At 48.1% G+C, this 18,012-nt stretch carries 10 protein-coding genes and 1 pseudogene; all 11 read left to right on the top strand.

What is annotated here, in order from left to right; genetic code table 11:
* Positions 1-175: 175 nt before the first annotated feature.
* The 11 genes and pseudogenes from GA003_09340 to GA003_09290 all read left to right on the top strand — a co-directional run bounded on the left by GA003_09340 (position 176) and on the right by GA003_09290 (position 17,984).
* Positions 176-3,511, top strand: a complete 3,336-nt coding sequence (locus GA003_09340) for a hypothetical protein (GenBank protein QXD30131.1) — start codon at positions 176-178, stop codon at positions 3,509-3,511.
* A gap of 399 nt (positions 3,512-3,910) precedes the next feature.
* Positions 3,911-4,135, top strand: a pseudogene (locus tag GA003_09335) (DUF3303 domain-containing protein).
* An 11-nt stretch (positions 4,136-4,146) separates the two neighbouring features.
* On the top strand, positions 4,147-5,049 hold the full coding sequence (locus tag GA003_09330) for a dihydrodipicolinate synthase family protein (protein QXD30130.1): 903 nt from the start codon (positions 4,147-4,149) through the stop codon (positions 5,047-5,049).
* Positions 5,046-6,212 carry an exo-alpha-sialidase gene (locus GA003_09325; protein ID QXD30129.1) on the top strand — a complete coding sequence of 389 codons (1,167 nt, stop codon included), beginning with the start codon at positions 5,046-5,048 and terminating at the stop codon, positions 6,210-6,212. Before GA003_09330 ends, GA003_09325 begins: the two co-directional genes overlap by 4 nt.
* A gap of 125 nt (positions 6,213-6,337) precedes the next feature.
* Positions 6,338-8,224: a VCBS repeat-containing protein gene (locus GA003_09320; protein ID QXD30395.1), complete on the top strand. Its 1,887-nt coding sequence runs from the start codon at positions 6,338-6,340 to the stop codon at positions 8,222-8,224.
* Positions 8,221-9,699: a sulfatase gene (locus tag GA003_09315; GenBank protein QXD30128.1), complete on the top strand. Its 1,479-nt coding sequence runs from the start codon at positions 8,221-8,223 to the stop codon at positions 9,697-9,699. Before GA003_09320 ends, GA003_09315 begins: the two co-directional genes overlap by 4 nt.
* Positions 9,700-9,716: 17 nt before the next feature.
* A complete protein-coding gene (locus GA003_09310) occupies positions 9,717-11,165 on the top strand; it encodes a sulfatase (protein ID QXD30127.1) in 1,449 nt (482 codons plus the stop codon).
* Complete coding sequence (locus tag GA003_09305; protein ID QXD30126.1) at positions 11,158-12,555, top strand: arylsulfatase; 1,398 nt, start codon at positions 11,158-11,160, stop codon at positions 12,553-12,555. Before GA003_09310 ends, GA003_09305 begins: the two co-directional genes overlap by 8 nt.
* The gene (locus GA003_09300; GenBank protein QXD30125.1) at positions 12,555-13,997 is read left to right on the top strand and encodes a sulfatase-like hydrolase/transferase; all 1,443 of its coding nucleotides are present in this window, start codon (positions 12,555-12,557) and stop codon (positions 13,995-13,997) included. Before GA003_09305 ends, GA003_09300 begins: the two co-directional genes overlap by 1 nt.
* Positions 13,998-14,251: 254 nt before the next feature.
* The gene (locus GA003_09295) at positions 14,252-15,427 is read left to right on the top strand and encodes a DUF1552 domain-containing protein (protein ID QXD30394.1); all 1,176 of its coding nucleotides are present in this window, start codon (positions 14,252-14,254) and stop codon (positions 15,425-15,427) included.
* 4 nt (positions 15,428-15,431) lie between these two features.
* Complete coding sequence (locus GA003_09290) at positions 15,432-17,984, top strand: DUF1592 domain-containing protein (GenBank protein ID QXD30124.1); 2,553 nt, start codon at positions 15,432-15,434, stop codon at positions 17,982-17,984.
* The last annotated feature ends 28 nt before the right edge of the window (positions 17,985-18,012 follow it).

The raw sequence follows: 18,012 nt of genomic DNA, 5'->3' as shown, positions 1-18,012 counted from the left end.
CATTAATTAATAAGGTCGAGTCCTCGCACCCTAAATGAGCAGTTTTCATCAGATAATACGTTTTTGCGGGATATGGCTTCCCGCGTCCCTTACTCTTCGCCCCACACCCTGTAATCTAAGTTTGCCAAACGGAAACTAGAAAACAAACTTCCGAATTCTACGACTGTCTATACCCATGAAACGACTACCCCGGAAATCGATATTACTATCATTTTGTCTCGCTGGAGGCCTCCTATTAGTTCCATTAAGCTTATTATTTATTCAACCAGAGGCTGAAGCGGTTGTGGTTGAAGAAATAAAGGTTGAAGGAGGCAAACAACCCGCGCAGGCCAAAAAAGTTAAAGACGCCAAGAATACACAGACAGGGAATCCAGAGCCAGAAATGGATCCAGATCTGGCTCAATATGGCATCTATGCCAACGAAGCTCCGGTGGCAATCATTGCCCATCCTGTTCCAACCGAGCTTCCTCTGAATCTTAAAAAACGGGATCGCATCGCGTTTGTAGGAAATACCTTGCTCGATCGCGCGCAGCATTTTGGTCATATCGAAGCCAATATCCAGTTGGCTCATCCGGAGCGTGAATTAGTCGTCCGTAATTTTGCCTGGTCAGCGGATGAGGTCGACCTACAGCCGCGTCCTGCCAACTTTGCAACTATCGAGCAGCACTTAACTCGTGAGCAGGTCGACGTGGTGTTTGCTGCCTTTGGATTTAATGAATCCTTTGATGGCTTGGAAGTCATTGATGCGTTTAAGGAACGTTTGGCCAAAGCCGTTTTGGACTTAAAAGCTAAGGCCTACAATAATGTGAATGCACCCCAGCTCATTCTAATATCACCGATTGCGAATGAAAACACAGCCAAGGTGCCTGCCGCGGATCTCAATAATGAACGTTTGGCTGCTTACACGGAAGCGATGGCTGAAGTGGCGGCGCGGATGCAAGTGGGTTTTGCCAATGTGTTTGATGCGACCAAGTCGGCTATGGCTAGTAATGGCGACCTGACCATCAATGGGGTTCATTTAAATGACGCCGGTTACAAAGTATTTGCTGATGCTTTGTTTCAAACGGTATTTGGAAAGGCTGCTCCCGCACGAAACGAAGAGCTTCTCGCTACTATCATTGATAAGAACAACCAATACTTTCGGCGCTACCGTCCGTTGAATACATACTACTACACCGGTTCCAGAAATAAGAGTTACGGCTACCTGGATTTCCTTCCCGCTATGAGGAATCTCGAAATTATGACCACCAATCGTGACAGGCGAATCTGGGCCATTGCGCAGGGCCAAAACTTTGGTGACCAACCTGTCGATGATTCCAATGTGCCAGAGCTCGATGAGGTGCGCGAATCACGTGGGGCCAACGAATGGATGTCGCCCGCCGATGAATTGGCGGCCTTTAGGGTGGATCCGCGCTTCGAAGTGAATCTGTTTGCCAGTGAAGAAGAGTTTCCTGAAATCGCCTGTCCTATCACTATGCGTTGGGATGCCAAAGGGCGGCTCTGGGTGAGCACCTCTGTGACCTATCCTCACGTCTATCCTGGGCAGGAGCCGCGCGATAAGATCGTTATCCTTGAAGATACCGATTTGGATGGTAAAGCCGACAAATCAACCGTGTGGGCGGACGACCTGAATATCCCGCTTTCCTACGAACTTTATAAGGACGGTATCATCGTTTCCGAAGAACCTCATCTGAGTTACATCTATGATAGCGATGGCGATGGTAAGGCTGATTCGCGCGAATACCTTTACACCGGATTTGGTTGCGAAGATTCACACCACGCCTTGCACGACTTTGTCTGGTCGCCTGATGGGGATTTACTCTTTCGAGAATCCATTTTCCATAACTCTCAAGTGGAAACCCCTTATGGCCCAATCCGTGCCAAAAACTCAGCCTGGTTTAAATACTCTCCAAAGAACGAAGCTTTGATCACCTTCGGCAGTTATCCCAATACCAATCCGTGGGGAGTGACCTACGATGACTGGGGATACCATGTGGCCAGTCACCCTATTTTCGCCAGTGCGTTCCATGCGACCAATCCGGCCTTCCCGGATCAGCACCCGAAGGCTTCTGGCATACCCGCCTACTCGGGAGTCTGCGGTCATGAATTTGTCGATTACCCTATGTGGCCTGATGAGCTGCAGGGTGGATTCATCAAAGTGCGTTACAAGCCTACCAACCGTGTAGAGATTCACAAGTGGGTAGAGAAAGACGATCACTTTAAAGAGGAGTATGTGAGTGACCTCATATTTTCAGAGAACTTAAGTTTTATTCCTGTCGACCTTAAGTATGGTCCACGCGGAGCCATGTATGTGTGCGACTGGTACAACCCAGTCAAGGGACACGCTCAGTACTCATTGCGCGATCCCCGTCGCGATCGAAAGAGTGGCCGTATCTGGCGCATCGTTCCGAAAGGAGTTGAATTGCAGGATCCGCCAAAGATTGCCGATGCATCCTTGGGGCAATTGCTCGATAATTTAAAGCGTGATGAATACCGCTACCGTTATTGGACCAAACGTGAGTTGAGGGACTCCCATGATGCGGCTGCAGTTGAAAAAGCACTCGATAAGTGGGTGGCTCAACTTGATTCAAATGATGATCGCTTCCGCCACCATCAGGTGGAAGCCATGTGGGTCTACCGTAGTATTGGAGTCAGTCGTCCGAGACTGATTGAAGAGTTACTCAATTGCGATAATCACCACGCCCGAGCAGCCGCAACCAGGCAACTGCGACACACGGTGGGTGCAGAGGGGCTTCCCGCAATCGCAAATTTGGCTAACAACGGTTTCTCCTTGGCCACAGCGACAAGACTGCTCAAAGACCGTGTAAACGATCCTAATGGCATTGTCCGCATGGAGGCAGTCAATGCGGCCAGTTACCTGGGAACGGAGGAAGCGCTGAATGCAGTGACCGATATTTTTCAATATCCCATGCAGGAACACCTCAGGTTTGCCATCCGCTGTGCTATCGGGGCCGAATCCCTTGCGCGTCATTGGCAGGGAAATAAACCCGCCATCGGTAAACCTGCTGCCAAGACCTTGAGCGATTTCTATGAGAATTGGGATAAGGGGAATGAGACGAAAGATATCTTATTGGAAGGTGGGGCCAGTGCGTCAGGATTCGATCGTCAAAAGAATCTATTTACGATTGAGGTATCAACCATTCCGGAACGTATGCTCTTTACGGTGGATAAGTTCACTGTAAAGGCCGGTCAGCCCATACGCTTGCTGTTCACCAATCCCGATGCGACTCAGCACAACTGGGTTCTTATTCAACCCGGTACGAACGAATCAGTTGGGATGGCAGCCAATGAAATGGCCAAAGATCCCAGTGGATTAGAAAAGCAATTTATCCCCGAGCATTCAGGGATTATACAATACACCAACATGATCGAAGCCGATGGAGCACAGGTCTTACGATTCTACGCACCGGATAAACCCGGTGTTTACCCTTACATCTGCACCTTTCCCGGGCACTGGTTTATGATGAAAGGGGAGATGGTCGTAGAATAATTAGCGTTCCCTAACGTATGAGCGCATACAGAGTGTTATTACTTTTTCTTTTATTGGCTGCTTGAAGGTGTGACCTCAATTATTTGTCGGTGTGCACTCACCCTCGGGCCGACATGCCGGATGTTCCTTCCTCCTAGTCGCGGTTATGCGCAGAAGTGCGCGCCCTTACCATTCGTCAGTCAATGCCGACATCAGGACTCCGTATGAACCACTAATTAACAAGGCACGTCGAAGGTATGCGAAAATACATGGTCATCGAACGCTTCAAGGACGAGGGTTGTATGGACTCCTTTTACCTTTTGTAGGAGGTAGCTTGCTGCCGATTTTACGTCGTTGGACTTTCGATTCGGCGGCGAGCTACCTCCTACATTGTTAAAACCAGAACTTAAGAAACAATACATGGTGATCGAACGCTTTAAGGCCGGTTGCTATGAGCAGATTTACGATCGCTTGGATCAGAAGGGGCGCATGTTTCCTGAAGGGCTCATCTTTATAAATTCCTGGGTGAATAAGGATTAGGGTGTTTGTTACCAATTAATGGAGGCAGACGATGAGGAACTGTTTGCTAGTTGGACAAAACAGTGGGAAGATCTGGTCGAATTTGAAGTCATACCCATCGACTGATTACTGACCTTATGTCATTTCAAGGAATCATCCCACCGCTCATTACTCCGCTTAAAGACCCGGATACTTTAGATGTGGAAGGACTGGAGCGACTGCTCGAGCATATGATTTCTGGTGGGGTGCATGGTATCTTTGCATTGGGCACGACGGGAGAGGGGCCTTGTCTTAGCTACAAACTGAGAATTCAAGTTATTCTGGAAGTGTGCCGTATCGTAAAGCAACGCATCCCGGTGCTTGTTGCGGTGACTGATACGGCTATGGAAGAGTCGGCGAGATTAGCCCAAGTGGCTGCTGAAGCAGGAGTTGATTCGGTGGTGCTAACAACGCCCTATTATTTCCCGGCAGGGCAAACGGAGCTCACCCAGTATGTGGAACACATTCTGCCCAAGTTGCCATTGCCGGTTATGCTCTACAATATTCCGTCCCTGACCAAGGTCTGGTTTGAGATCGATACTTTGAGTCAGCTATCCTCTCATGATCAAATTCTCGGTGTAAAAGATAGCAGCGGTGACCTGGATTATTTTGCCAAGTTGGTAGAACTCAAATCGGCACGCCCTGACTGGTCCTTGCTGGTCGGTCCTGAAGCTAAGATGATCGACTCGGTTCGTCTGGGTGGATCAGGTGGAGTCAATGGCGGGGCTAATATTTACCCACGGCTATTCGTTGAAGCCTACCAGGCTGCTGTATCAGGTGATGCGGTACGTGCTTCAGATCTCCAAAAAAAGATTGAGGACTTTGGCCAAATCTATGAAATTGGTCAGTATGCCTCGCGGGTTATCAAAGTAACCAAATGTGCTGCTTCCATCCTTGGACTCTGTGATGACTGTATGGCGGAACCGTTTAATAAATTTTACCCTGAGGATCGTGCTAAAGTAGAAACGATTCTCAAAACTCTAAATCTTAATACCCTATGAAATTGATTGCTCTTAGAAAGTGGATCATTTGTGAGCTCACCTTGATATTAGCTTTTGGCCTCCTCGTTTTTGTGTCAGACGTTTTGGGAGTCATGGACCAGAGTCATCTGCCTCCTTTGGCCAAAGAAGGAAAAGGTGGCTTGGTTTCCGGAGAACTCATATTCTCAATTGAGGACAAGCCGACCAAGGAATGTCATGCATCGACCATTGTTGAAACGGATAGTGGGCTGGTCGCCGCCTGGTTTGCTGGCACGCGTGAACGGGATCCTGATGTGGGGATTTGGGTATCACGACTGGTGAATGGAAGATGGAGCGAACCCACAGAAGTTGTGAATGGTGTTCAATCCATGAACTTACGCTATCCTTGTTGGAACCCCGTTTTGTTTCAGCCCGAAAATGGACCTTTGATGTTGTTCTATAAAGTCGGCCCGAATCCACGCGAATGGTGGGGAATGTTAACCACGTCAGAAGACGATGGTAAAACCTGGTCCTGGCCAACCAAGCTAGGGGAACACTGGGCAGTTGGACATTTACTCGGCCCGGTGAAAAACAAACCGATCCAATTGGAAGACGGATCCATTCTTTGCCCTACCAGCACCGAAGTTGAATTGACCGACGATGATACACGTTGGCGGGTGCACTTCGAAGTGACGTCTGACCTGGGAAAAACCTGGGATGTGATTGGCCCAATCCATGATGGCATCGAGTTTGATTCCATCCAGCCAAGTATACTTACCTATTCCAACGGTGACATGCAGGTTCTTTGCCGTAGCATGCAGCAGGTCGTCTCCCAAAGCTGGTCATCAGATGGTGGGAGAAGCTGGAGTCTTATGGCTGCCACTGAACTACCCAATCCAAGCGCTGGAACCGATGCCGTTACGTTAGCAGATGGACGCCAGCTATTGGTTTACAATCACACGACCCGAAAAACCAAAATTCCCAGTCGAAAAATTCTGAATGTAGCACTGTCCGACGATGGCCATGAGTGGGAAGTCGCCTTGACCCTGGAACATGAATCAAATCCTCGCCCAGCAGACGGTCGCCATTGGGGCGAGTATTCTTATCCCGCGGTTATTCAGGGGAGCGACGGTTTAGTGCACATCACTTACACCTATAATCGGGAGTCTGTTAAGCACGTTGTGCTGAATCCTAGCGAATTATGAAATGGGGGTCCTCAACTGCAGGAGGTAGCTTGCTGCCGAACCAACGATCTATGACATTCCATTCGGCAGCAAGCTACCTCCTACAGTTGAGCAGATGGCTTCGTCGGACTATATTTCTATTCTGGATGGCAATGGGCATCCTTGGTGCATCCGCAGAACTCCAACGTCTTCAATACAACAACCCCGGCCAGGTCGTCGATCTCGGTGTCGGTCTCTGGGCCTGGCCGATGCCGATGGATTTTGATCAGGATGGCGACTTCGACTTGGTGGTCGTTTGTCCGGACAAGCCGTTTAACGGGACCTATTTCTTTGAGAACAAACAAGGCAATGTAAAGATGCCTGTATTTGAGCCACCGATACGTATCAGTAAGGGGGATCATAATGTTCAGGTTTCTTATGTGGATGGAGAGGTTCGGGTTCTCTCACCGGGTGTTGAGCACACAGAGTTTTTAGAGAAAGGCATTGATTCCGGTGTTTCACTCGGGGTGACCCAAGAAGAGGTTTATCAATCCACCGGCAATACGCGCGCCAAGCAATGGAAGTATGTCGACTACGATGGAGACGGCCTACTAGATCTGGTCGTAGGCGTGGGCGATTGGGCTGACTACGGTTGGGATGACGCCTATAATGACCAGGGAGTTTGGACGAATGGCCCGTTGCGTGGTTTTGTTTTTTGGCTGAAAAATCAGGGCACGAATGAGATGCCTCAGTACGCTAAGTCAAAACAGATCATGGCAGGTGACAAGCCTACGGAAGTCTTTGGCTGGCCATCACCCAACTTTGCCGACTTTGACAGGGATGGTGATCTGGATCTACTCTGCGGCGAATTCCGGGATTCGTTTACTTATTTTGAAAATACCGGCACACGGACTGAACCTGTTTACGCACCTGGACAAACGCTCATGCACGGAGACGAGCCGCTTACGATGGAGTTGCAGATGATTGTTCCGGTGGCTTTCGATTGGGACCGAGATGGCGATTTGGATCTCATTTGTGGAGATGAGGATGGCCGTGTTGCTCTCCTTGAGAGCAAGGGCACGACTTGGCAGGGAACTCCCATTTTTGAGAAGCCAATCTATTTTCAACAAAAAGCAAAGGATGTGAAATTCGGAGCATTAGCCACTCCCTATGGTGTCGATTGGGATCAGGATGGGGATGAAGACATCATTTGTGGAAACACAGCAGGCTATATCGGCTTCTTCGAAAATCTTGGCGGAGGTGAGCACCCGAAATGGGATAAGGTTAAATTACTCAAAGCGAGAGGCCATACTATCCGTATCCAGGCTGGACGGAATGGTTCGATTCAAGGGCCTGCAGAGGCCAAGTGGGGTTACACCACACAAACGGTTGCTGATTGGGACAATGACGGCTTGTTGGATATCGTGGTAAACTCCATCTGGGGAAAAATTATTTGGTATCAAAATATTGGAATACCCGGAAAACCCTTACTGGATGATGCACGACCGATCACGGTTGAGTGGCCAGGTAAAACTCCCAAACCAGCCTGGAACTGGTGGGACCCGGTAGGAGATGAATTGATTACCCAATGGCGAACGACTCCAGTTGCTGTGGATTGGAATCAAGACGGTCTTATGGATCTGGTCATGTTGGACCATGAAGGTGAACTAGCGTTTTTCGAACGAGCTTTGAAAAAGGATCAACTCGTGTTGCTTCCAGGAAAGCGAATTTTTGTAGATGAAAAGGGTGAGTCTCTCGGCTTGATTCGAGGACCGGCAGGAAAAAGTGGTCGGAGAAAACTGGAGGTAGGTGATTGGGACGGAGATGGTCGGCTGGATATTTTGTTCAACGGTGAGAATTCCGACTTTTATCGAAACATGGGCGAACGAAACGGCAAAGTCGTTCTACAGAATATGGGTACGATGGATGAACGAAAAGTCTCCGGACATACTTCAAGTCCTACCCTGGTTGATTGGGATGGAAACGGCATTCCCGATTTATTGATCGGTTCTGAGGATGGACGTTTGTACTATAAACAGAATCCGAGGGGATGATTTGCTATTTGAGAAATGTAGGAGGGGCTTTATGCCCCGATCGCTTTATAGGCTACCGAAAATCGGGGCATAAAGCCCCTCCTACAGTTTTCGCATTCGCGTTCCTTCTTTTATTTCAAATTACGACTCACGCCCGACCCAACGTGCTCTTTATCGCTGTCGATGACTTACGAGTAGAACTGGGGTGTTACGGAAGCGAGCATGTAATTTCACCCAATATAGATAAACTGGCAGAGCAGGGGACTTTGTTCGAGCGCGCCTATTGTCAGCAAACCGTGTGTAATCCTTCACGGGCCTCTTTATTAACTGGATTGCGACCAGATACATTAAGGGTTTGGGATCTGTTTACTCATTTTAGGCAGAACGTGCCAGATGTGGTTACGCTCCCACAGTTGTTTAAGCAAAACGGGTATCACTCCCAATGCGTGGGTAAGATCTTTCATAATTATCGTCAGGACGATTGGAAAGGGGATCGAGTCTCGTGGAGTGAACCAGAATTCCTTCATTATGGTTCGCATGGACATGATGATGCTCAGCTGGATGGAGATCTGCCTCCGAATCTGGTTTCCGGAGCTGGAGGAACCGAATGCCGAGATGTTCCCGATGATGCTTACTATGATGGCCGAGTGGCGAATAAAGCGGTGGAGGCGTTGGGAATACTCAGCAAAAAGGATCAACCCTTCTTTCTCGCTGTTGGTTTCTGGAAACCACATACACCTTTCAATGCACCTAAAAAGTATTGGGATTGGTATGATAGAGAATCGGTTCCTGTGCCTGAACATTTGGAGCCTCCAAAGGGTATTCCTGAAATAGCTCTCACCAGCTCGCGTTATAATGGCCGTTCGAAACCGGATGAGCTTCGTGAAATGCATCACGGCCACTTGGCTGCGATCAGTTATTTGGATACGCAAGTGGGTAAGGTCCTAAGCGAACTTGATCGGCTCGGATTAAAGGACGACACGATTATTGTTTATTGGTCGGATCACGGACTTCATTTGGGAGAGCATGGGTTGACTCGGAAAACGACCGCCTTCGAGCTCGATGCGGCGGTTCCTATGATGATCGTCACTTCAGAACATAAGGCTGGGCAAAGGACCGATTCCCTGGTCGAGCTACTAGATCTGTACCCAACGTTGATAGAGCTCTGCGGAATAAAAGCTCCGAAGAATCTGCAAGGCAAATCCCTGGTTCATTTGCTAGAAAATCCGAAGGAAGATCATAAACCAGCTGTATTAACTCAGACGCCGCGCCCTAACTATCCAAAAGGCAAATTGCCGGAAGTGATGGGCTATTCCATGCGCACCGATCGATTTCGTTATACCGAGTGGCGAGATTTCAAAACAGGTCATGTGCAAGCTCGTGAGCTTTACGACCACGAGAAGGATCCGCTGGAGACGATGAATGTTGTAGCTCGAGAAGGTTATAAGAAATGGTTGCCAGAACTAGAAAGGCAATTGGAAGAGTTGGTGAAATGAGGAGGAGTGCTAATATTTTGGGTAGGGCTACCGAGGCGAATACCGACACATCTACCAGCGAAGCGCAGAATAACAGAGCTTCCTGCTCTGCTGCTGCAGTTGTTCAAGGAAAACACAGGCAAGATGCCTGTGCTACTCTATTTCCAGTCCTCCTCTTCGCTCTCTGCTCCTCAATCTTTGCTGCTGCTCCTCCCAACATCATCTTCATCATGGCCGATGATTTGGGCTATGGTGATCTTGGGTGTTATGGTAGTACCCAAAATAATACGCCCAATATAGATAGCTTGGCTGCCCAAGGTTTACGGTTTACAGATTTTCACTCGTCAGGCCCCATGTGTTCGCCCACGCGGGCAGGGACACTTACCGGAGTTTATCAGCAGCGTTTCGGTCCTAACTTTTACGGGGCTATATCGGGGGTGGACGATTACCATACCGGCTTACCTCTCGAAGCGATAACGATTGCAGAAGTCTTGAAAAATAAAGGCTATTCCACAGGTTGCTTTGGGAAATGGCATTTGGGTTTTCAGCCGCCCTTTTTTCCAACCAAGCAGGGGTTTGATGAATTTCGTGGTCTCGGTTCGGGGGATGGCGATTTCTTTACCCATGTCGATCGCAGTGGTCGTCCCGATTGGTGGAAGAACGATGAATTAATTCCCGAGGAAGGGTACACAAGCGATTTAATTACCAAGCACAGCGTTGATTTCACCAGACGTCACAAGGAGCAGCCTTTCTTCCTGTACGTTCCTCACTTGGGAATCCATTTTCCCTGGCAGGGACCTGAAGATCCGCCCCATCGACAGGCGGGAACGGCTTACCATCAAGACAAGTGGGGCGTTATTCCAGATCGTTCCAATGTTCATCCTCATGTGAAGGCGATGATCGAGTCCGTGGACCGGAGTGTAGGACGTATTTTGGCCACCCTGAAAGAGGAAGGGCTGCTTGAGAATACGCTGGTTATTTTTACTTCGGACAATGGTGGCTACATCAGATACAGTGGTGGATTTGAAAATATATCCAGCAACGGACCCTTGCGTGGACAAAAGACCCAAGTCTACGAAGGAGGGCATCGAGTGCCGACCATCGTTTCCTGGCCTGGAAAAATAAAATCGCGTGTGACGGATCAAACCAGTATTTCCATTGATTGGTTTCCGACCTTTGCCAACATGGCGGGAATCTTACTCGATGAGATGCCGATGGATGGATTGGACCTATCTCCGTTACTGTTGGATCGAAATCCACTACCTGAAAGGAATTTCTATTGGAGAATTCGCGGCAATTGGGCCGTAAGAAGTGGCCCCTGGAAATTGACCTATGCCAATGGAGAATCGGGTTTGTTCAATCTGGATACGGATATCGGAGACACGATTGATCTTTCCAATAAATACCCAGAGAAAGTTAAATTACTTCAGTCCGCCTACAATCGATGGAACGCTGACGTGAACTCCAGCGCTAAGATCTATGATTAGGTATCTTAAGTTATTTTTGTTCACCTCCGTCCTATGGACTCTGGCCTCTAGCTTTGTTGCTTTCGGCCAACCCAACATCATCTTCATTATGGCCGATGATCTTGGCTATGGTGACCTTGGCTGCTATGGACAAGAGAGGATACAAACACCCAACATCGATGCTCTCGCCAGTGAGGGTATGCGTTTTATTCAGGCGTATGCGGGAGGACCTGTTTGCACAGCATCACGAAGCGTATTAATGACCGGTCTTCACAACGGACATACACCAGCTCGAGATAATGTACCCCATTACGACTATTATCTGGAACCGGAAGACATCACTCTTGCGGAAGTGCTTAAGGACGCTGGCTATGTTACCGGTGGCGTGGGAAAATGGAGCTTAGGTGATCCGGGGACCGTTGGCGATGCAACTAGTCAAGGATTCGACATGTGGTTTGGTTACCAGAATCAGGACCATGCGCATTTTTATTTTCCAGAGTATTTGGATGATAGTAAATCTCCGACTGGCCGTATTCAATATCCAGGGAACAGTAAATCCAGGCGAGTATACAGTCATGATGCATTAACGGGGCGCGCATTGAAATTTATCACCGAAAATGCAGGGCAGCCTTTTTTCTTATACGCGGCTTATACGGTTCCGCACTTTTCCAGTCCAATCGAAGACGAAGACCGTTTAGCTGTTCCCGACCTTGGTCCTTATAAAGACAAAAACTGGAGCCTGGCAGCCAAGAAATACGCCTCCATGGTCAGTCGGTTGGATTACGATGTCGGGAGGATCGTTCACATGATTGATAGTGTACGGTTGTCGGACAATACCCTGATCATCTTTACGAGTGACCAAGGTCCTTTGGGAAGTGGGCCCTATGAAGAACTTAATAGTAATGGCTCGTTGCGCGGCTCAAAACGAACTCTTTACGAAGGAGGAATCCGCATCCCCTTTATTGCGCGCTGGAAAGGCACCATTTCTGAAAATACTAAAAGTGATCAAATCATTACGTTTTGGGATATGTTACCGACTTTGGCAGAGGTAGCAGGGTATCCTGTTTTCGCTGGTGTGGATGGGCATTCAGTCTGGCCTGCTTTTCTAGGGAATCCTCCTTCTGAAACTCATGAGTATCTGTATTGGGATTACGGGCACAGCAGGAAGCAGTACGATCAGGCTGTTCGGCTGGGAGATTGGAAGGCTGTCAGGCATGGCGAAACTGGCTCCGTTCAGCTTTTTAATTTAAAGGACGACCTTGGAGAAAAAAACGATGTAGCTGCTGAGCATCCTGAGGTCGTTTCTGAGATTACAACCATAATGGATACGGCTGCTAATCCTAGTGATCGTTATGAAATCGGTGAGCTTTACACCGGCAAGCCGATTTGGAAACCTACATGGGCCGAATAATGCATTTAAAGTACGTCATACTCTTTTGTTCTTTGTTGGGCTCCTTGGCTGCAGCCGACAAACCAAACGTTATATTCCTGATGGCCGATGATCTCGGCTACGGTGATGTAGGGTTTAATGGCAATTCATTGGTCAAGACACCTAATCTGGATCGTATGGCCGGAGATGGTCTTCGCTTCACGCGCTTCTATTCTGTGGGTCCGGTTTGTTCGCCTACACGGGCCTGTGTGCAAACGGGTCGTCATAGCATGCGTTTTGGAATGATCGGCGTAAATATAGGAAAGCTTCCCACTGGAGAAATTAACATGGCTCAAATCGCCAAGTCCCAGGCTTACAGAACAGGTCATTTCGGAAAGTGGCATCTGGGAACCCTGACGAAAGATCCTGAACTGTCAGGACCTGTTCCAGCGACAACCGCGGAACGATACGGCCCTCCTTGGGAGCGACATTACGATGTCACCTTTGCAACCGAAACGAACATTGCTACCTGGGATCCATTGGATGAAACGGGATTGCGAATGCCAAAACATCGGGTTCATTTCTGGTCGAATGGTACGGAGGTTAAAGAAGATTGGAAAGGCTCCTCCGAAAAGATGATCATGGATCGCGCGTTGGAGTTTGTAGAAGACTCGGCTCAAGATGAGAACGCGTTTCTTGCCACTATCTGGTTTTATGGTCCCCATTCTCCCACGAGAGCGGGTGAAGAGTTGAGGGCGCTTTACCCGAATGAGAAACTAGGTCGCCAGCATTACTTGGGGTCGATCACCTCGATTGATAACGAAGTAGGACGGCTTCGCCAGACCTTGGAAGAGCTGGGAATCGAACAGAATACGCTGATCTTTTTCTGCTCTGACAATGGTCCTGAGGGAACGGGAACCCCAGAACCTGAATACAACACTTACGGTGGCGTGTACTACGGAGAAGCAGGCGAGTTCAAAGGAAGAAAGCGTTACCTTTACAATGGAGGTGTCTGTGTTCCCGCATTTGCTTACTGGCCAGGAGTGATAGATGTCGGACAAAGCTCAGATGAACCCGTGTGTAGTTTGGATTACCTCCCGACCCTATGTGCCGTATTAGGAATAGAACCTCCAAACGATAGGCCTATGGATGGCACCAATGTGTTGGATCTATTGAAAGGAGAAGATTGGAGACGTAACAAGTTTATTCCCTTTGCTTCGAATATGCAGAAGAAATCCCCCACCGCTTCAATTATTAGCCAGGGCCACAAACTCTTGCTTTGGTTTGATGAGAGCAAAAAAGACGAACTCTATAACCTGAAAGAGGATCCAAAAGAGGAAACCAATCTCTACCAGAAAAATCCCATTTTAGCAGGTGAGTTACGCTTGGAACTAATGACTTGGCTCAAATCTGCCCGGCACAGTTACGATCATGGAGATTACCCAGGCTATCAGGTACAGGGGCAATTTATTAAGGTGGAGTAGACAGGCTTCAAGTCACTCAAAACCATTGATTGGTAGCGTATGAGTATTCATGCTCTGGAGTTCTACTGGTAGTCTTTCCTGATAATAACAAAGATTGCTTTGTCTAAAACGATTTCCCAGCATTATTTTACCCTATGAATTTTCAATCTACCCGGATGGATCGACGTGCATTTCTGCGTGGTATGGGCGGAGCTATGATGGCCCTGCCTCACCTCGATATTATGGCTGGAGCGACCATGTCTGCAGAAGTGCCTATGCGTATGGTCTGTGTCGGCACCAATTTTGGCTTCGTTCCCAAACTGTTTTTTCCTACCGAAACAGGTGTGAATTACTCATTGCCTGAACTGCTGCAACCCTTAGCTCATCATCGCGATCATTTTTCGATCTTTTCTCAGCTTGATCATGGATCAGAAGCCGTGGGAGGTCATGGGGGAGTGCATGCCTATCTGTCCGGTATTTTAGGGAAGAACTCCGAGGGCTATGAGGAAAGTAACATAACGGTTGATCAGAAAGCTGCCGAATATGTAGAGACCGATACACGGTATTCGTCCATGCAGTTTACTTCTGGAAGTTCTGCGGGCAATTTACTGTCCTGGACCAATTCCGGGGTCCCAATACCTCCGGTCCAAGATCTTCGCGTGCTCTATTCCTTGTTGTTTCAGAAAACGGATCCTAATGAATTGAATCTCCTCAAGCGTGTGCACGCCGAGGAGAAAAGTATCCTGGATCTTGTCCGCTTGGATGCTGACCGTTTAACGAATCGCGTTGGCAAGAATGATCAGGAGAAACTCGATCAGTATTTTACATCGGTCAGAGAACTTGAAAAGCGACTTACTCAGTCAGAAGCCTGGCTGGATAAGCCGAAACCCAAGGTGAGCTACGAGATGCCCAATGGAGCGGACGATATGGACTTTGTAAAACGGGTCCCTCTTTACTATGATTTAATTGCCTTGGCGCTTCAGACTGATTCAACCCGAGTGATTACTTTCGAGCTTTCAGACATTGGAGCCAATTCCGGAGGATTCCCTATTACCAAAGGCTATCATCAACTGACGCACCACGGTAAGGTGGAGAGTTACATCGAAGAACTTTCGATTATCGAAAATTTTCACACCGGCCAGTTTGCCCGATTCCTCGATAAGTTGTCGGCTGTTCAAGAGCCCAACGGAAAAACGTTATTAGATAACACCATGGCTTTACTAGGTAGTGGTATGGGCAACGCCAGCTCTCACAGCAATAAAGACTTACCCTTACTGTTAGCCGGTGGTGGATTCAATCACGGTCAGCATCTTCGATACGAAAAAGACAAGAGTCGTGGCACCTATACCCCAGCCTGTAATCTTTTTGTATCCATGCTTCAGCGATTTGGAGCCGAAGTGGATCAGTTCAATTTATCTTCCGGTACACTGACGGGATTGGATGTCGTTTAAGCAAATGAAGATTAAATATCTGAGCATTCTCAGTTGCTTCATCGGTTTATCCACAAGCGCTGCCGACAACCCAAACCTAGGCCCTGATGTTGTTCCTTTCGTGAAACAATACTGCCTCGATTGTCACAATGATGATAAGGAAAAGGGTGACCGGTCTTTCGAAGCATTTCTACAGAATCCAGAAGACCCAAATGAATTGTTCACCTTGGAGGAAATCGTAGATCTACTGAATTTGGGCGATATGCCACCTGATGAAGATGATGTTTTGCAACCGCCTTCGGAGGAGCGTCGCAAGGCTGTAGATTCAATCACGGAATACTTGCTTGCAGTTGAAGAGAACCGAGCTCCTTCAGAAACTGTTCTTCGGCGACTTACTCGCTACGAATACAATAACAGCATGCGCGATTTGTTGGGAGTGAATCCTGACATCGCAGATGCGACCACTCAGTTTCCTATTGATCAGGAAAAACACGGATTTACCAATATTGGTGAAGCTCAGGTGTTATCTCAACATCAGTTGGCTTTGTATCTCAAGGCAGCACGCATTTACTTAGATCAGGCATTGGTATTTGGGAAAGAAAGACCGGAAAAGAAAACCTGGATATTTAAGCCTGAAGATTTCACTAAACAGACCAGAGGAAATGCTCAGGTTAAATACAGCGTGTTGGATGAATCAGGAAACTTTTTTGACATTGCGCACGGTGAACCAGCAGATCGAAGAACCAATCCTCCGTTGGATTTTGTGAAGACTGGAGTGCCTGCAGATGGAACATATCAAATCAGTGTAACAGCAGAGGCTGTTGGACGTATAAATCCCTATGATCCAAATGTGCTCCAACTGGACCTAACCGATCCCATAAAGCTTGGCATCTGGCATGCGACTGAAAAACGTTTCTTGGATAAAGGGAATTTGTCGGGGCGTAAGCTGGAAGGGGTTTTTGATCTACTCGATAATAAGCCAGCTACCTTTGAGGTTTCTTCATGGATGTCGGAAGGATCGATTCCATTCATTAACTACATCAACGGTCCAGGTGCGGCTAAGGGTATCTTGAATCGAGTCATCAATGCCTATCATCCCTATGCAAAGATCCCTGGGAATGCCGATATTGATAGAATGACGGAACAGGGCATTCCATTGCCTGAAAGTCAGATCAATCCTGAGACTCGCTTATACATATCGCAGTTTTACGTGGGCCCGCGAGTCCGAGTCTACGAAATGAAATTGGAAGGACCTATAGAGCGTGAATGGCCAACTCGAGGACACCGCAACATTATCGGCAAAGAAACGAATCCCAGCAAGGTGAACATTCCACAGATGATGACTGCGTTTGCGAAAAAGGCGTTTCGCCGTCCGGTCAAGCGTTCAGAGATACAGCATTACATCGACTATGCTCTGGGACGTATCAAAGCGGGAATTGATCATGAAGAAGCGATCAAGCTGGGGCTTTCGGCTATACTTACTTCTCCAAGGTTTCTCTTTCTGGATGAGGGCAACTCAGAAAATGGAACTACGCTCGATGCTTACGAATTGGCATCTCGGCTGTCTTATACCTTATGGTCATCCATGCCAGATGAGGAATTACTTAAACTGGCAGCGTCCAAAAAACTGACTCAGAAGAAAACACTCATTCAGCAGGTTAAACGCCTCCTCAATGATCCACGATCCAAGGCCTTCATCGAACAGTTTCCAAGAGCTTGGCTCCGACTGGACAAGATAGGCACCATGCCGCCGAGTAATGCTCAGTATCCTAATTACTATAAAAAGCGGATGGAGGTGGCCATGAAAACGGAGACCCAACTCTTCTTTGATTACGTGCTGCGGGAAAATCGTCCTATCACTGACTTTATAAATGGATCTTACACCTTTGTGAACGGTGCTTTGGCTAAGCACTATGGCTTGGAAGGTGATTTTGGCGAAACCTTCCGGAAGACATCCTTGCCTGCCTCGGCTCGACGACAAGGATTGCTGGGTCACGCAAGTGTGCTGACCGCTTCGGCCAATGGAGTAGAAACTTCACCCGTAGTAAGGGGCGTGTGGGTTCTTGAGAATATTCTTGGTACGCCACCGTCTCCACCGCCACCTGACGTTCCACCTATTGAGCCGGATACCCGAGGCGCAACGACTATTCGTGAACAGCTGGCTAAACACCGTGAGGTTGAGTCTTGTAGAGACTGTCATGCGCGCATCGATCCCTGGGGGTTCGGTCTGGAGCACTACGATCCTATTGGCGGTTTTCGTGAGCATTACACCATTTTTTCTGGTAGCGGTAAGATTGCCAGACAGGCGCAAGGTAGAAAAGTCGACGGATCCAGCGAGTTGCCATCCGGTGAATATTTAATCAATGAACTAGACTTGATTGGAGCATTAGCAGAGCGAAAAGAACTATTTGCGAAAAACCTGATAACCAAGCTGCTTACTTACTCCACGGGGCGAGAGCTTACATTTAAAGATAAAGTTGAAGTGGATGAGATCGTTAGCCGCGTATCACAATCCGGATACGGCATGGAAGATCTGCTGGTTGAAGTATTACTTAGCTCAATCTTCCGAAGCAGGTAGCTTCTCTCGGAAAACAGACTGGTGCCTG

The sequence above is a fragment of the Opitutia bacterium ISCC 52 genome (assembly GCA_014529675.2).
In the GTDB taxonomy this organism is placed as follows: domain Bacteria; phylum Verrucomicrobiota; class Verrucomicrobiia; order Opitutales; family UBA2995; genus UBA2995.
Note: the sequence above shows the minus strand (reverse complement) of the source record. Positions and strands in the feature narration are given on the sequence as shown.

Excerpts from the sequence above, each read along its gene's own strand:
- GA003_09320 (QXD30395.1), top strand. The coding sequence starts at position 6,338 with ATGGCAATGGGCATCCTTGGTGCATCCGCAGAACTCCAACGTCTTCAA.
- GA003_09300 (QXD30125.1), top strand. The coding sequence starts at position 12,555 with ATGCATTTAAAGTACGTCATACTCTTTTGTTCTTTGTTGGGCTCCTTG.
- GA003_09340 (QXD30131.1), top strand. The coding sequence starts at position 176 with ATGAAACGACTACCCCGGAAATCGATATTACTATCATTTTGTCTCGCT.
- GA003_09315 (QXD30128.1), top strand. The coding sequence starts at position 8,221 with ATGATTTGCTATTTGAGAAATGTAGGAGGGGCTTTATGCCCCGATCGC.
- GA003_09305 (QXD30126.1), top strand. The coding sequence starts at position 11,158 with ATGATTAGGTATCTTAAGTTATTTTTGTTCACCTCCGTCCTATGGACT.
- GA003_09330 (QXD30130.1), top strand. The coding sequence starts at position 4,147 with ATGTCATTTCAAGGAATCATCCCACCGCTCATTACTCCGCTTAAAGAC.
- GA003_09325 (QXD30129.1), top strand. The coding sequence starts at position 5,046 with ATGAAATTGATTGCTCTTAGAAAGTGGATCATTTGTGAGCTCACCTTG.
- GA003_09290 (QXD30124.1), top strand. The coding sequence starts at position 15,432 with ATGAAGATTAAATATCTGAGCATTCTCAGTTGCTTCATCGGTTTATCC.
- GA003_09295 (QXD30394.1), top strand. The coding sequence starts at position 14,252 with ATGCGTATGGTCTGTGTCGGCACCAATTTTGGCTTCGTTCCCAAACTG.